Below are 14,115 nucleotides of genomic sequence, written 5' to 3'. Positions count from 1 at the left end.
ATTAAATTTTAGAAAATAGCCCATTTTTTGTTTAATTTAGGCGAAAGTCAACAAAAAAGGGTGGCGAAGCCACCCACACATGTTGATGAAGAGCCCAACTTTATTTGAATTTTACAGACAACAAGAATAAATTAACAGAGAAAGAACAAGAATGTGTTCGGGTGTTTTTATTCAGCTGTTTTACGGGGCTGCGTTATAGTGATTTGCGTTCGCTTTCTGCAAGTGAAATTTACGACTGGAAAATCCGTAAACAGACACATAAAACGGGGGAGGAGGTGTATATTCCGATTCCTGTTCAGGCGAGGTTGCTGCTTCCTACGAAGTTAAAGGGCGAGGAACCTGTATTCCATGTAGTGGAAAACTGCACCTTCAATCGTCGCTTGCGCAAGGCGGCGAAGAAACTTGGATTTACAAAGTATATCCATTGCCATTTGGCTCGGCATACTTTCGCTACGACTTGCATTTCTTTGGGAATTCCTTTGCCGGCTACAAGTAAGCTGCTGGGCCACCGCAACCTGGATACGACCTTGATCTACGCCAAGTACGTGGATACATTCCTAGATAAGGAAATGAGAAAGTTTAATCGACTGTAGGGTTGTGTCAACAACAGGTTGCAAAATTCTCGGTTGACTTGCATTAAACGGAACGTGTTTGTAAATTGGATTGATGATGCGATGAATTTGGGTCGCAAGTCCCAAATTTCATCAAATGTATGAAATATTATGAAGTTTTTAGATTGTAATCCAAAAAATATGTATATTCTTTATCATTATGATGCTTGGACGACATATTAAACAGGTTCTGAATAAGTCTTTCTTTAAGGGCAAGGCTCTTGTTTTGGTTGGCGCGCGTCAGGTCGGCAAGACAACCTTGTTCAATGAATTGGCGCAAGGCTATGATGGGAAGAAACTTTTTTTGAATTGCGACGAACCTGAGGTCAAGGAAACCTTGCAAAATATAAACGCAAGGGATCTAAAACTGCTTATTGCTGATAATAAACTGGTGATTATTGATGAGGCTCAGAGAGTGCCTCAAGTCGGTTTGGTTTTAAAAAGGATTGCTGATAATTTTAAGGATGTTCAACTGATGGTTACGGGGTCGTCGTCCCTTGATCTTCGTGATCGCTTGAACGAACCGTTGACAGGCCGTAAACTAGAGTACAGGCTTTTTCCCATTTCTTCCAAGGAAATTTATGATGCGCAAGGGTTGATTGCTGTAAAGCAGGCTCTTCATAGTCGCATGATATATGGGTCCTATCCAGATGTTTTGAATAACCCTGAAAATGCGAAGGAAATACTGCTTAATTTGTCAAACAGCTATTTGTACAAGGACCTTCTCTCTTTTGAAGAAATTCGCAAGCCGACTCTGCTTGAAAAATTGCTTGTTGCGTTGGCGCTTCAAATTGGGAGTGAAGTTTCGTATAATGAACTTGCACAGACCATCGGCTCTGACACGCGGACAGTGGAAAAGTACATCGATCTTCTTGAAAAGTGTTTCGTTGTGTTCAAACTGAATGCTTTTAATAGGAATGTGCGGACAGAATTGAAAAAGGGAAAGAAAGTCTATTTTTGGGACAATGGGGTGCGGAACGCCATTTTACAAAATTTTGCTCCGTTGGAACTCCGAAACGACGCTGGGGCCTTGTGGGAAAATTTCTTCATAACGGAGCGCCTAAAATGGAACGAGTACTCGCAAAACCATTGCAATACTTATTTTTGGAGGACTACGGCTCAACAGGAAATTGACTTTGTCGAGGAACAGGATGGTCAGTACACTGTTTACGAAATGAAGTGGAATCCTAAAAAAGGTAGAACAAAGATTCCGGAGACTTTTACGAGAAACTATCCTGTGAAAAGTGCTACGGTAGTAACGCCTGAGAATTATTTGGATTTTTTGATTTAGCGTAAGGTAGAATTTTAGGATGAACAAGCAAGTCAAGGTATGTCAAGTTCTCCACGGTATTGTGGGTGGTGGCTCGGAGCAGGTGGTTCTGAACTACTGCTCGCGCATGAGTGATATACATTTTGATTTGCTTTATCAGTATGAACCGAATCCGCAGATTTTGGAGCGCTTCAATGAGGCTGGAATAAACTGCATCCAGATTCCGGATAAGGTGCATCACCCTATTAAACATTTGTGGTCAATCTTCCGTATTTTTAGGGATGGTCACTACGACGTGGTTCACTCGCATTTGGATTGGTTCCTGAATGCCTATGTAATGTTCTTGGCTTGGTTGGCGAGAGTTCCGAAAAGGATTGCTCACCATCACCAGGCTTATCATCCCACGAATCCGTTGCTAAGGCTGTTGTGCGCAATGCTGCGAATCCCGAATAAAATGTTTGCTACTCATTGGCTTGCTTGTGGCAAGTCTGCCGCAGAAAATGGGTGGGGTAAGCGCACGGTTGCAAATGGGAAGGTGACTATTCTCCCTAATGCCATTGATCCGGAACGATTTAAGTTTGACGCTATTGCACGAAAGCGAATTCGCGAACAATACGGAATTGCAGAAGATGATTTTGTAGTGGGACATGTGGGAAGGTTTTTTCCGGAGAAGAATCATCGTTTTATTATAGAACTGTTTGCTGAATTACTGAAGAAAAATCCCAAGGCAAAACTTCTTCTTGTGGGAAATGGTCCTTTGCAAGATGATGTGAAAACGTTGGTACACGAAAAAAGCTTGGATGATTCAGTAATCTTTTCTGGTCTACAGAAGGATACGGTTCCCTTTTATTGTGCGTTTGATGTGTTGCTTTTGCCTTCTGTGCGTGAAGCATTTCCCATGACCCTTGTGGAGGCTCAATATAATGGGCTGCAGTGCGTTGTGAGCGATGCTGTTCCTAACGAAGTTGCGATTTCCTCTAGGGTGAAAAAGCTTCCTATAAAAGAAGTTCAGCCTTGGGTGGCTGAACTTGTGAAGAAGAATACTCGGGTTGAAAACGTTGATTGTCGTGTAGATAACGACCGTTTTGATATTCGAAAGTGCTATGGTGTGCTTGAATTACTTTATAAAACGCCAAAGGGCTAAAACAATCTTCTTCCCAAAAATTTTAATCAAAAGATTTGCGAAACGCTGCTTCTTCGAAATCCAGGATCCAGCATAATGATGGATGGTTCTTGTATTTTCTGTAAGATTGATTTTTCCAAATTCTGATGGCTTAGGGCAAAAATATTCCTTGGGGTAAATTGAGAAATCTTGAAATTCAAGAATGCCTGGATGGATGGAAATTCCATCTCGAATCATCAATTCAGAAGTGTGTTCAACGACAGTTTTTGTATTTATGCTTCCATCGCTGTTTTCAAATTGAAGATCCTGGTATAAATCTATGAGAGACTTCATTAGCTTGGCCTTGGGCGCACAAGCTATGCCTAATCCAGGGGCGCAGGCGAACCCTTCGCTAACGTCTTGTTCCAATCCCATAAAGGCGCCTTTGGCGAGAATGTCGTCAATAGGCTTGATGACCTCTACATCTGTATCGAAATAGATGCCGCCATGCTCGTATAAGATCTTGAATCTTGCGTAGTCGCTGACGAAGGCGTATTTCTTGTTTTTGTAGGCCTGCTCTGTGTATGGAATTTGGCTTACATCGAAGTTATCTTCGTTCCATTCCTTGATTTCGTAGTCTGGAAGGAACTTCTTCCATGATGCAATACAACGCTCCGCTAATGGTGGCAGAGGATTATGGCCGAACCAACAATAATGTATTACCTTGGGAATCAATGCTTATTCCTTTGTAAAAGATTGAACAAAGGTTGATATATGCTTAACATCAATGATGCTGCTACAACAGAAAAAGGTGATACTGATAATTCTTTTGCTGTCGTCGAAATATTTTTGACGTGTTTTACTGCGTTTCTATAGATTGCGATAGCAAGAAAACGTTTGCGCGAGTTGTCGGGAAATGTTTCCAGCTGTCCCTTAGCCCACAAAAGGCAACCTTCTGGGTTGTTTCTTTCCTTGGAATTGTCTTTTGTCAGACCTCCGTCAAGATAATCGCATGTATAGATGATTTCGTTAAACCAGCGCAGGTAATATCCATCTCGTGCTATTGCGTTCCATACGATTTCTTCCGAGATGAATTTTTCCCCAGGAATCTCTGGGAAAGGATACTTGCGGAGAACCTCAGTGAAATAGACTTCAGCTTTGTCTCCTTCTAGAGATTTTTGCTGTCGTTCGGAGTTCTTTGCATCAACAAACGGAGCGGAATTATTTCTTTGACCGATAACCAGGCTTTCAGTTTTGCCTCGAAGCCCTGCAAGTCCAGCCCATTTGTGGGAATTATCTAATGTAGCGTCCCATTGGCAAATCTTTTCAATAGCTTGGGGGAGGAGGGTGTCATCGGAATCTACGATGAAAAATAACTCGCCTTTAGCTATGGAAACTCCTTTGTTGATGGCTCTATGTTTACCACCATTTTGCTGTTTCACGTAACGAATGGAAAACGGTTGCTCTGTTGCTTGTATTTCGGTAAAGAACGATTCGGTATTGTCTGTGCTACCATCATCAATGACCACCCACTCAAAACACTTTTGTGTTTGCAGTAAAAGAGATTGATAGAGACGTTCTATCAAATCTTTACGATTATAAGTCGGAGTGAAGATGGTGATTAAGGGCATTAATTCTCGTTTTTAATCATTTTGACAAAATCAAAATTAGAATAAAATTTTTCAATATTTTTTTGTTGTACGTCATTTTGGTTTTGCAAATTGTTTTGGTTTAGCAGAGCTGTACTTTGTCCGTCTGGAATGACTATGGGATCCTTGTAGGAACATGCGCAAACTACGGAAACTTTTCCCATAATTTCCATATATTTAAGCCAGATGTCATCTGCAATAGGGGCACATTTTTTTATAGCATCTACATTAAAAGTTTCTTGGGGTAGAATAGACGGCGGATACAAAACTCCTGCAAATCCATTTGCGCACAAGTCCATTCTCGGCTCGTTGATTTTTGAATCGTAGCAATGCATAGATTCACTATACGGCAAAATTTCATTGTCCTTTACAAGAAATCTATCAGTACAAAGTGCTATTATGGCTTTGGAATTTTTCTGGTAGCTGTTTACCAGCTTGGAAAACGTGCTCCGTGAATAGATTATATCGTCATCTATGGTAATAATCGTTGCTTCAGGATACTTCTGCATAATATGGAAGTATTTATTGTGCGGCTTGAGATTTGTATCAGCCCAAATGAATTCCACACCTTTTTCTTTCAGGTTTAAAATTCTTTCAGGAATGTCCCTTTCTCCTGAGGGGAATTCTTCTTTTGTTAGAGTGACGACAATTTTATTTACTGGGGTTCGCTGTGAAAGAATAGAGCAAATTGTATAATAACAGTCGTTAATTCTTGCAGGATAGGTAGTTAGCGATGCGTAAAGATTGCCAAAATCGTAAGGCTCTTTTTTTACGGATTTATTCCTTGCAGTCCAGGCGATGTATGGTCGAAAGAATACTGATAGAATTAGATGACGAAGAGTAAGAAGTCTTCTGTATAGAAAGCCAAACAGCTTGACTACTTTCAATCTGCGACAGTTTTCCCACAAAGGTGAATGCCAGAATTCTTGAGGTATCATGCTTTTAGCTTTTCCAATAGGTTGTAATCTTTGTATTCTTCTAGAATGGCTTGGAACTGAGAGTCGTTCTTATTCTCTAATATATTTATCTTAAACAGGGCTGTTTCCTGCGAAAAATAAATTGCATGGATTTTTATTCTTGTTTTTGGACATACAGTAGGAATGTTTGCCATTAGTTCCATGCATTTCAACCAAAAATCATCAGCATAAATGCATAATCTTTTTATGGCTTGCTCGTTGAATGTTTCTTTAGGTAAAATTGATGGGGGGTATAACACTCCTGCGACACCTTGCGCTAGAAAATCCATGCGTTTTTGGTTGAATGCTTGCTTGGCTATTTTGAATGGTTCTCCCACAATGTTTGAACACCACTCGTTGAAGGGTGTTGGTAACCCATTTTCAATTTCGATTTGCTTCACGCCTAAACTAATGATTGCATGAGGATGGCTGATGTGTGAGTTAACTAAATTGGCAACGGTGCTATAGGGGTAGATTGTATCGTCATCTATGGTTATTATTATTGCATTAGAATATTTTTGCATCGCATAAAAATATTTTTTATGCGATTTTAGGTTGTCTTCGCACCAGAGTAATTCCAATCCTTTTTTTTGTAAAAGAAGAATTCTCTTTGGTAGATCCTGTTCTCCATTGGGAAAATCACCCTTAAAAAGAGTGAGGATGATTTTATTGCATTTTCTTTTTTGTACCAAAATTGAACACAAAGTGTAGTAAACGGCGTCCAATCGAGCCGGATAGGTTGTTAAAGAAATGTACACTTCTCCGAAAGGATAAGGTTCTTTTTGCACGGAGAAAAATTTTGATAACATGGCGACCTTAAGGCAAAGCCACGTTGTCGATGTGATGTCTCTAATTTTGATGAGAAACCAGTAGATGCTAGAAAGAACTCTTATGATGGATGCTTGTTTTATAGATTGCCATCTTTGAGAAGACCAGAATGTTTTTTTTGTAGTCATTATTTCTCTCTAAAAACAAGGTTCCATAACTTGGATATAATAGTGTCCGTGATAAATATAAAACAATCTGGCATGTGCGCTAGAAACAAAAACCTTTGGTACCTTGGTAAATGTGTCAGGGCTTCATTAGGATTTGTTTTTGGAGATAGGTTTATATGTGGAATACATTGCTTGTATTTCTTTTTATATGGATGAAAACATCCCTTGTGCCATGGTTTTATCTTTCCTGAGAAATGAATTATGTTTATGGATTTGTTTTTTTTGTAGTGATCGCGAAAACTGTCATCTTGTAAATTCCATTCAGGGTCTAGTACATAAAATGATTCGTTTAGTATTGCGTTTAGTACGTCCTGATCGTGGAAAAGGAGTTTTTCCTTGTTTTCGCGAATGAATGAAAATGCTTTTGCGGTGATTTTTTTTTCTCTAAAATAAGAGAGGTTGAGCAACATTATGCCTGCATTGAAATAGATATGTCCTGGCTTGCGAATGACACTATTGTTTGGTGCATCTTCTACTGCTGCAAGGGCTTTGTCAGAAATTTTTTTAGCATACAATGGTTCAATGTCTGAACAAATCATGATGTCTACGTCAAGGTATAGAACTTTATCTATGCTTTGAGGCAGTGTTTCAGGAATTAGCAATCGAAGGTATGTTGCTATTGATATTGTGTCGTTTTTTCTAATTGGACAATCTTTTAAACTAGAATTGTCAATGTCGTAGAAAAGTATTTCGTTTTGGAATCGTTTAACCCAGGATTGAAGAACGTCTTTATTCGTTTGGGATACGTTTATGCAAAGTACGTGGATACAAAAGACTTTTTCACGGTTGTTCAAAAACAGTGAGTTTAGCATTGTGGCCAGAGGCTCTACATAATTGTTGTCTATTCCACAAACGATATTGTATTGCATGCGGTGTCTGTTTTCCAATAAAAAAATCAAGATGCTTTTGACTTTTATACCATTTTGTTGCTTGTTCTAATATAACTTATTATTTCGTTCTCTAGAAGTTGTTATATTGGACAATATGAAGATTGCGTACGTTTTAGTTAGTGATAATCACGATTTTTATTTGGAACAGGCTCATGTGTCGTTGCTTTCGTTGAAAGAACGGATGCCCAATGCATATGTTTCATTGGTTGTTGATAATCGAACTGCGTGTAATCTTACAGAAAAAAGGGGAGAAATTCTAAATCTAGCCAATGAGTATAAAATTGTTGATTTGCCTGATGATATGAATGCAATGATTCGTTCACGACAATTGAAAACGACTTTGCGAGATATTTTGGAAGGCGATATTTTATATGTAGATGTAGACACGATTTGGAATGGTTCCATTGATGAGTCTTTATTTTGTTATGATGTTATGGGTGTTCCAGATAGCCATCTTCCATATAAGTGTTTGCTAAAATCGTCCTTTGATAACTCAATGAAAAAGTTAGGGTTTAATAGGGAGTTTGACTATTTTATAAATGGTGGTGTTCTTTTTATGAAAGACACTCCAAAATCTCATGAGTTTTCTAAACGTTGGAATTCCTTATGGAAGGAGTGTTGCTCTCATGGGATTTTTACGGATCAACAATCGTTGAATCAAACAAATTTTGAATTTGATGGACTTGTTAAACACTTGCCTCATACTTATAATGCTCAAATAAGTTTTTCTATAAAATATTTTGCTGAAGCAGTTTTGATTCATTATTTTGCTTGTGCGCAAAGTTTTGGCCCGGAAACCAATCTTCTAAAAAAAGAAGAGTTTTGGAAATCTGTAAAAGCAGGTCTTGCCCAAGAACAAATCCAAGCAGTTGTTGCGTCTCCACAAAATTCTTGGGATGTTGAAACTGTGGCGATGTCGTCAAGTTATCAAAGAGAATATTTGGGAAGTCCGATTGTTGGCTTAATTCTTACAATGGCGAATTCTCCAAAAAAAATGCCAAGAGTGTTGTTCTCTTGGCTGAATAAGTGTGTGAAAATTTTTGTGAGTGTCTATAATGGCATGGCTCGACACTAGTTTTCTTGATGAAAATTAGTGCTTGATGAATATATTCTAATTAGGTCCTTCATAACGTTTTTTATGTTGAATTTTTCAATATCGTTTGTATAAGTTCCTGTATATTCTTTGTTTAAAATCATCTCGACCCATTTATCAGCGGAATCTTCAATGTTGGCCGGAATTGCCATCTGACTGAAGAAAACGTCCTTTGTTATTGTTTGGGAAATGAGACATCTAAGTCCCATTGCTTGAGCTTCAATGCAAGCTATGGGAAGCCCTTCAAAATATGAAGGGAATAAAAAGGTGTCCATACATAACAGTAATTCGGGTACGTCAGTTCTATTGGACAAAATTTTATAACATCCGTCTAATTTATATGAAGATAATTTTTGAGTTATCTCTGATGTATCTCCGGCTCCGACAAGAAGTAAAAATGCTTTATTGTTTTTCTGGTGCAATTTCTTGAAAATTTCGATGATAAAATTATGATTTTTTATCCAAATGAATCTGCCGACATGCCCGATAACAAAGGCATCTTGGGGAATATTTTCTTGCCGTCTAATAGTCTTTTTTTCTTTTTTGTTAAGGACTGAGTAGAAACGGTTTAAATTTACACAGTTTCGTAAAGTTTTTGTAGAGTCTATTTTGAATATGGAGTTAAGTTCTTCTCGCATTTCCTCATGTAATCCGATAAGAGTCAGATTGTTATTGCTAATTAGAAATTTTGCGGCAAGAAATTCGTCTAAACACTCTTTTTGGTTGAAATATCTAACAGGAAGACTATGACAAGTGTAGAATAATTTGACTTGATCCAGTTCTTGAGCAATTGGAACCAGATGCTTTAAAACTTGCATATGGGCATGAATTATTTGTGGCTTGATTTTTCGTAAAGATCGCTTTATATACCACGTTTGAAATTTCTTTATAAAATGATACGGGATAAGTGATAGAAGTTTGCATTTTATGATGTAATAAAGTTTGGAGCGGAACGTTTCGTTGTAGCTAGATAATGCGCTGTAGATTTTTATTTTATTGTTTTGTAATATTTTGTAGTTTGCAGAATCATGTGCGCATTCAGATTCCGTGATGATGAAAACATCGTAAAGATTTTTATCTAGATTGAGCGCATAATCTTTGACAAGAGTTTCCGCGCCTCCATCAGAAATTTCGTTGATCAGATAAACAACTTTTGTTTTCATTTTAAAATTTTGAGGAAAAATGTTGCGAGAAGTTTTAATTTTTTACAGAAGACACGGATGACAAATGCTGTGTATGAGTTAGAGGTAATGCGAAATATTTTTTTGAAGAATGCAGCCTTGGTATTAAATGCGATTGTAAAAGCAGCTTCCTGCCAAATATCCCGTGTCGGATGTCCCCAAATAGACATTGTTATAATGTCCTTCAACGAAAAATTTTCCACTAAAGGTTTTTCCTGATTGAAATTTTCTGCTTGTATTTTTGCAAATATTTTTGCTTCGTTATAACTTGGTTCTGTTGAAATTTTGTTTAGAGTCTTTTTCCCACAACAATTAAAGATGTCTTGTAAATGCATCTCACGTTGAGAAATAATATGCACTAACAAGGAGGATATTTGACATACAATTGTTTCGTTTGTCTCTTGCGTAATTGCAGTTCGCTTGTTTGATGAACCTAAAATCGCATAATAAAAATCATTTATTTTTTCATAACCAATGGTTGTTCCTTCTTGATTGGCCGAAAAATAATGTTCAAGAATGTATGCTGATCGAGGAATTGTTGTTTCAGATTGGCTGTTGAAAAAGAAGACTCCATCATGTTGATGGTCCTGCTTAACTTGTTTTGAGTATCCCCAATAAAAAGAGAAAATAGGTTGCATTCCTTCTTTTGAAAGAATTCTATTTATGCATATTCTTGTGGATCCTTCCCATCCCAAATCGACGATACCTTTTGGACCATCAAGAAAGATTCCTTCTTGCGTTAAGTAGCCCAAAAAATTGTCCCTTTTAATTTGTGAACATTGTTTAATCTTGTCTGCACAGGTGCTTGATAAAAAAGATGCAACGAGTGATATTGTCTTTGAATCCAGAAAATCTTCTTTGTTGAAAGGAGGTACTTGGTTTGTGAACAAATCTTTCCAAGAAAGCCCCATGTGACTTAATGCTGCTGTAATTTTATGTCCTTTCGCTTTTGATAGAATCCATTTCAGTTCTTCAACACTTGCTTCATAGAAATAGCAGGGATATACACTTCGTCTTGAAACTTTCAAGTAATGTAAGGAAATTTGCGGAAATAATGTAGAAAAGAGATTTGCAATTTCTAAAAAAATGTGGCTATCCCTTGCCAGAAAATAAAGGGATTTGATTCCTCGTTTTTGTGCTTCTTGGAGGATTTTGTATACATATGGAATGTACGCACTTGAAATTGCATTTGCTGCTAAGGCTACGTCTGGTGAATTGCCGTTTAAAATTCTAATACATCTAGATAGCCCTGTGAATAATTCTATATCTGTTTTTCCTGTATAGTAATGAGAATCCTTTAACCAGTTTTTTTCGTGATGTGAATAACAGTTTTTTTTGTACCAGATTGCTGAAATTCCCAATTTTTGGGGCGCTAAATAATCGGCTTTTTCATTGTCACCGAAATGTGTCCACTTATTGAAAGAAAAGTTTTTTTTCTCTTTAATTAAATGGAATAAAGTTCCGTCTTCTTTAAGTGCTTGATACTCATTGGATACAAATATTTCGTCGTCATTTTGAAAAACTTTTTCCCTTTCAAGAACACTCTTTATAAAAGATGACGAAAGATACGTGTCTGAAATAAAGATGACTTTGTATCCTTGTTTTCTGTATTTAAATATGGTGTTTTTTATGTCGGGAGGAGCTATTAGTTGTTTTTGCTCAATAGTTTTTTCTAATTGAATGAGATTGTCTTTTTTTAACTGCCACTGAGACAAGTCCATTGCATTGTATATATCCCTTATATTGGGAAAAGGCTTGCATTCTCTTGCGATGCTTTCGGCATATTTTCGTTGTACTTTGAACGTTGTTCTTGAACTGATGTCGTTTTGATCAAATAAATAATCTAGCATCAAATCCCAGATTATTTCTGGAATACCGCACTTGCGAATTAAACTTGTGTCAAAAACATCAAAGGAAACAACTTTTTGTGTCATAAACTTATTGTGTTATATTCGTTGCTCTAACTAAACCTTTTCTAAAGAAGGGCTCGTTAAAAACTGTATCCCAGTAGAAAATCATGTAACCTTCGGAGAATTCCGTGTGATAATTTAAATTTTTTAGCAATTGGGGAATGCTTTTTTCATGATTCTCTCGGTGGTATGTACAACATGAAACTTTTATTGCGTTTGTTGAACTGAAAAAATCTTGATTGCGTGATAAGACGTTTTCTTCCGCTCCCTCAATATCCATTTTTATAAAAAAAGATTCGTTTGTTGTATTTGCAAAAAGAGAATTTAACGTAATACTTGTTTTTGAGTCTTCAAAGGAAAGATATTTGGGTATAATCTTAACTTTGTCTTTGTATGGATCAAAGGTCTTTTTTAACGCATCTAACCAAATTTTTTCAACTTCAAAAATAAAAATGGACTTAGCTTTATCAATAACGTCAAGCGCAAAAAGCCCTTCTGCGGCCCCGGCATCAATGACGATGTCATTTTCATCAACCTTGATTGTACTTGATTGATATAGATGAGGAGCTTTGGGAGTATAACCATCTTCCAGGATGTTTTCTCGTTCAATAAATCTTATGTAATACTTTATCGCTTGTTCAATCTTCCAACCTTTAGGTAGATATAATTTTTTTCCTTTGTGCCAAACAAAAGGCATATGGCATGTGTTATCTATTTCTGCTTTGATGTGATTACATGTCTTTATTGTGGGATAGGGAAACGGATCTATGTTATTAGTTGTCTGTAAATATTCTAGTTCTTTTTGATATTTTTGAGCGTATTCAGGATGATTTTCATAGTATTGACAAAGTATGGTTTTCCTTGTGTGGAATAGACTTTGCTGTAACTCATTATAGTTATCTCGTACCGACGGGATAATAGCTTTGGATAAATCATATTGTCCTAGATAGTGGACGTTTTTTACCAAATTTTTTATTACTGTTAGAACAAATTTAAGAAAATTCATTTGAAATCTCTAATAGTTGTGCATCCCTGCCAAATTATATTTCCCCAATTACGATTCCATTGAGATATTCCTGCTGTTGATGTGCTTGATAAACTAGTTATGGAAAATGAGAGTACTTGTGGAACGACGTCAAAATCTCGTTGACATGATAAATAGTTCCCAATGCCTGTAGCAAAAGAAATCGAATATATTCCAGGAACAAGACGGAGTTCCTTTAATGAAACTGATACTGTTTTTTGTTCTCTTTTTTCTATTTTAAATGTTTCCACGTTAGAAACGCTTCCAATGGGGGTTCCATCAACAGAATGAATAGTTAGGTTTATTCTGCAAGCATCTACGGATTTATTCCCAAAAACATCGAACAGAATTTCTATAGGCTCATCAGAAGCGAATTCATTGTCGTGTTTGGAAAATTTAATGGAAAGAAATTGGACATCTTTGGTGGGGTTTAAATGATTTATGTCGCAAATTTGTTTCTTCCAAACTTTAGCCACGGCATTTTTATTTATGTAATATCCAATCGACTCTTCCGCGCTACCTGTAAAAGCAACTTGTCCCTGGTTCAGAACGATTCCCGTCTTGCACAAATTCCTAACAGCCCCCATGTTATGGCTTACAAACAGAACGGTTCGGCCTTCGCCTTTGCTGACGTCCTGCATCTTGCCGATGGCTTTCTTCTGAAATTCGGCGTCGCCTACGGCCAGCACTTCGTCCACCACGAGAATTTCGGGTTCCAGGTGGGCGGCGATGGCGAAACCCAGGCGGACGGTCATGCCGCTGGAGTAGCGCTTGACGGGGGTGTCCAGGTAGCGTTCGCAGCCGCTGAAGTCTACGATCTCGTCCAGCTTGCGGGAGATTTCGGCGCGGGTCATGCCCATGATGGCGCCGTTCATGTAGATGTTCTCGCGGCCGGTCATTTCGGGGTGAAAGCCGGTGCCCACTTCCAGCAGGCTTGCGATGCGGCCCTTGGCGCGGATGATGCCCGTGGTGGGTGCGGTCACGCGGGAGAGCAGCTTGAGGAGTGTGCTTTTGCCTGCGCCGTTGCGGCCGATGATGCCCACGACGTCGCCTTGTTCCACCTTGAAGTTGATGTCCTTCAGGGCCCACACGTAGTCGCTGGAACCTTTGCTTGCGCGGTCGTTGGTTTCGCCCACTTTGAGGTAGGGGTCCTCGCGGCGTAAGATCTTGGTCTGCCAGAATCTATTGAGGTCGTGGCTGAGCGTGCCTGTGCTTACCAAGCCCAGGCGGTACTGCTTGCTGATGTTCTCGAATTCGATTGCGGTAGACATGTTAGGGAATGTAGTAAATATTTTTGTGAATTCTATTGCTTCGCGCCGGAATGACATCATGGTTTGGAGTGTGCGGAAAATACCACTTGACAAGTAGTGAACGTTTGTGTATCTTTATTGCCGTGAGAATTAATCCTCTTAGCTGAAATTGGAGAGGTGATTA

At 38.2% G+C, this 14,115-nt stretch carries 13 protein-coding genes; 4 read left to right on the top strand and 9 right to left on the bottom strand.

Annotated elements, in window-relative coordinates; translation table 11 throughout:
* Nucleotides 1-161: 161 nt before the first annotated feature.
* The 3 genes from BGX12_RS09390 to BGX12_RS09380 all read left to right on the top strand — a co-directional run bounded on the left by BGX12_RS09390 (nt 162) and on the right by BGX12_RS09380 (nt 3,025).
* Nucleotides 162-593, top strand: a complete 432-nt coding sequence (locus BGX12_RS09390; protein ID WP_233246341.1) for a site-specific integrase — start codon at nt 162-164, stop codon at nt 591-593.
* A gap of 178 nt (nt 594-771) precedes the next feature.
* Nucleotides 772-1,902, top strand: a complete 1,131-nt coding sequence (locus BGX12_RS09385) for an ATP-binding protein (protein WP_199220754.1) — start codon at nt 772-774, stop codon at nt 1,900-1,902.
* A 19-nt stretch (nt 1,903-1,921) separates the two neighbouring features.
* On the top strand, nt 1,922-3,025 hold the full coding sequence (locus BGX12_RS09380) for a glycosyltransferase (RefSeq protein ID WP_109735812.1): 1,104 nt from the start codon (nt 1,922-1,924) through the stop codon (nt 3,023-3,025).
* Here BGX12_RS09380 and BGX12_RS09375 read toward each other — a convergent pair.
* The 5 genes from BGX12_RS09375 to BGX12_RS09355 form a co-directional block, all read right to left on the bottom strand.
* Complete coding sequence (locus BGX12_RS09375) at nt 2,999-3,718, bottom strand: glycosyltransferase family 32 protein (protein ID WP_109735811.1); 720 nt, start codon at nt 3,716-3,718, stop codon at nt 2,999-3,001. The genes BGX12_RS09380 and BGX12_RS09375 overlap by 27 nt on opposite strands.
* Nucleotides 3,715-4,614, bottom strand: a complete 900-nt coding sequence (locus BGX12_RS09370) for a glycosyltransferase family 2 protein (protein WP_109735810.1) — start codon at nt 4,612-4,614, stop codon at nt 3,715-3,717. The genes BGX12_RS09375 and BGX12_RS09370 overlap by 4 nt, the downstream gene beginning before the upstream one ends.
* Nucleotides 4,614-5,519 carry a glycosyltransferase gene (locus tag BGX12_RS09365; RefSeq protein WP_158278217.1) on the bottom strand — a complete coding sequence of 302 codons (906 nt, stop codon included), beginning with the start codon at nt 5,517-5,519 and terminating at the stop codon, nt 4,614-4,616. The genes BGX12_RS09370 and BGX12_RS09365 overlap by 1 nt, the downstream gene beginning before the upstream one ends.
* Nucleotides 5,520-5,566: 47 nt before the next feature.
* Complete coding sequence (locus tag BGX12_RS09360) at nt 5,567-6,376, bottom strand: hypothetical protein (RefSeq protein ID WP_146196298.1); 810 nt, start codon at nt 6,374-6,376, stop codon at nt 5,567-5,569.
* A gap of 167 nt (nt 6,377-6,543) precedes the next feature.
* On the bottom strand, nt 6,544-7,452 hold the full coding sequence (locus tag BGX12_RS09355; RefSeq protein ID WP_109735807.1) for a glycosyltransferase family 8 protein: 909 nt from the start codon (nt 7,450-7,452) through the stop codon (nt 6,544-6,546).
* Nucleotides 7,453-7,567: 115 nt separating this feature from the next.
* Here BGX12_RS09355 and BGX12_RS09350 point away from each other — a divergent pair, with 115 nt between their 5' ends.
* A complete protein-coding gene (locus tag BGX12_RS09350) occupies nt 7,568-8,548 on the top strand; it encodes a glycosyltransferase (RefSeq protein WP_109735806.1) in 981 nt (326 codons plus the stop codon).
* Here the strand turns inward: BGX12_RS09350 and BGX12_RS09345 are convergent.
* From BGX12_RS09345 to BGX12_RS09330, 4 genes are read right to left on the bottom strand one after another with little or no spacing between them, the layout of a single operon-like run.
* Nucleotides 8,545-9,729: a glycosyltransferase gene (locus BGX12_RS09345; RefSeq protein ID WP_109735805.1), complete on the bottom strand. Its 1,185-nt coding sequence runs from the start codon at nt 9,727-9,729 to the stop codon at nt 8,545-8,547. The two genes, BGX12_RS09350 and BGX12_RS09345, sit on opposite strands and share 4 nt — an antisense overlap.
* Nucleotides 9,726-11,681: a hypothetical protein gene (locus BGX12_RS09340; RefSeq protein WP_109735804.1), complete on the bottom strand. Its 1,956-nt coding sequence runs from the start codon at nt 11,679-11,681 to the stop codon at nt 9,726-9,728. The genes BGX12_RS09345 and BGX12_RS09340 overlap by 4 nt, the downstream gene beginning before the upstream one ends.
* A 4-nt stretch (nt 11,682-11,685) precedes the next feature.
* Nucleotides 11,686-12,663 (bottom strand): hypothetical protein, encoded by a 978-nt coding sequence (locus tag BGX12_RS09335; RefSeq protein WP_109735803.1) that lies wholly within the window; start codon nt 12,661-12,663, stop codon nt 11,686-11,688.
* Nucleotides 12,660-13,952, bottom strand: coding sequence for a polysaccharide ABC transporter ATP-binding protein (locus BGX12_RS09330; RefSeq protein WP_109735802.1), 1,293 nt, complete (start codon nt 13,950-13,952; stop codon nt 12,660-12,662). The genes BGX12_RS09335 and BGX12_RS09330 overlap by 4 nt, the downstream gene beginning before the upstream one ends.
* Nucleotides 13,953-14,115 lie beyond the last annotated feature (163 nt).

Source organism: Fibrobacter sp. UWR4, assembly GCF_003149045.1.
Lineage (GTDB): Bacteria > Fibrobacterota > Fibrobacteria > Fibrobacterales > Fibrobacteraceae > Fibrobacter.
Note: the sequence above shows the minus strand (reverse complement) of the source record. Positions and strands in the feature narration are given on the sequence as shown.

What these genes read in the sequence shown, in the direction of transcription:
- BGX12_RS09335 (WP_109735803.1), bottom strand. Translation starts at nt 12,663, where the DNA reads ATGAATTTTCTTAAATTTGTTCTAACAGTAATAAAAAATTTGGTAAAA.
- BGX12_RS09345 (WP_109735805.1), bottom strand. Translation starts at nt 9,729, where the DNA reads ATGAAAACAAAAGTTGTTTATCTGATCAACGAAATTTCTGATGGAGGC.
- BGX12_RS09330 (WP_109735802.1), bottom strand. Translation starts at nt 13,952, where the DNA reads ATGTCTACCGCAATCGAATTCGAGAACATCAGCAAGCAGTACCGCCTG.
- BGX12_RS09385 (WP_199220754.1), top strand. Translation starts at nt 772, where the DNA reads ATGATGCTTGGACGACATATTAAACAGGTTCTGAATAAGTCTTTCTTT.
- BGX12_RS09340 (WP_109735804.1), bottom strand. Translation starts at nt 11,681, where the DNA reads ATGACACAAAAAGTTGTTTCCTTTGATGTTTTTGACACAAGTTTAATT.
- BGX12_RS09380 (WP_109735812.1), top strand. Translation starts at nt 1,922, where the DNA reads ATGAACAAGCAAGTCAAGGTATGTCAAGTTCTCCACGGTATTGTGGGT.
- BGX12_RS09355 (WP_109735807.1), bottom strand. Translation starts at nt 7,452, where the DNA reads ATGCAATACAATATCGTTTGTGGAATAGACAACAATTATGTAGAGCCT.
- BGX12_RS09350 (WP_109735806.1), top strand. Translation starts at nt 7,568, where the DNA reads ATGAAGATTGCGTACGTTTTAGTTAGTGATAATCACGATTTTTATTTG.
- BGX12_RS09370 (WP_109735810.1), bottom strand. Translation starts at nt 4,614, where the DNA reads ATGCCCTTAATCACCATCTTCACTCCGACTTATAATCGTAAAGATTTG.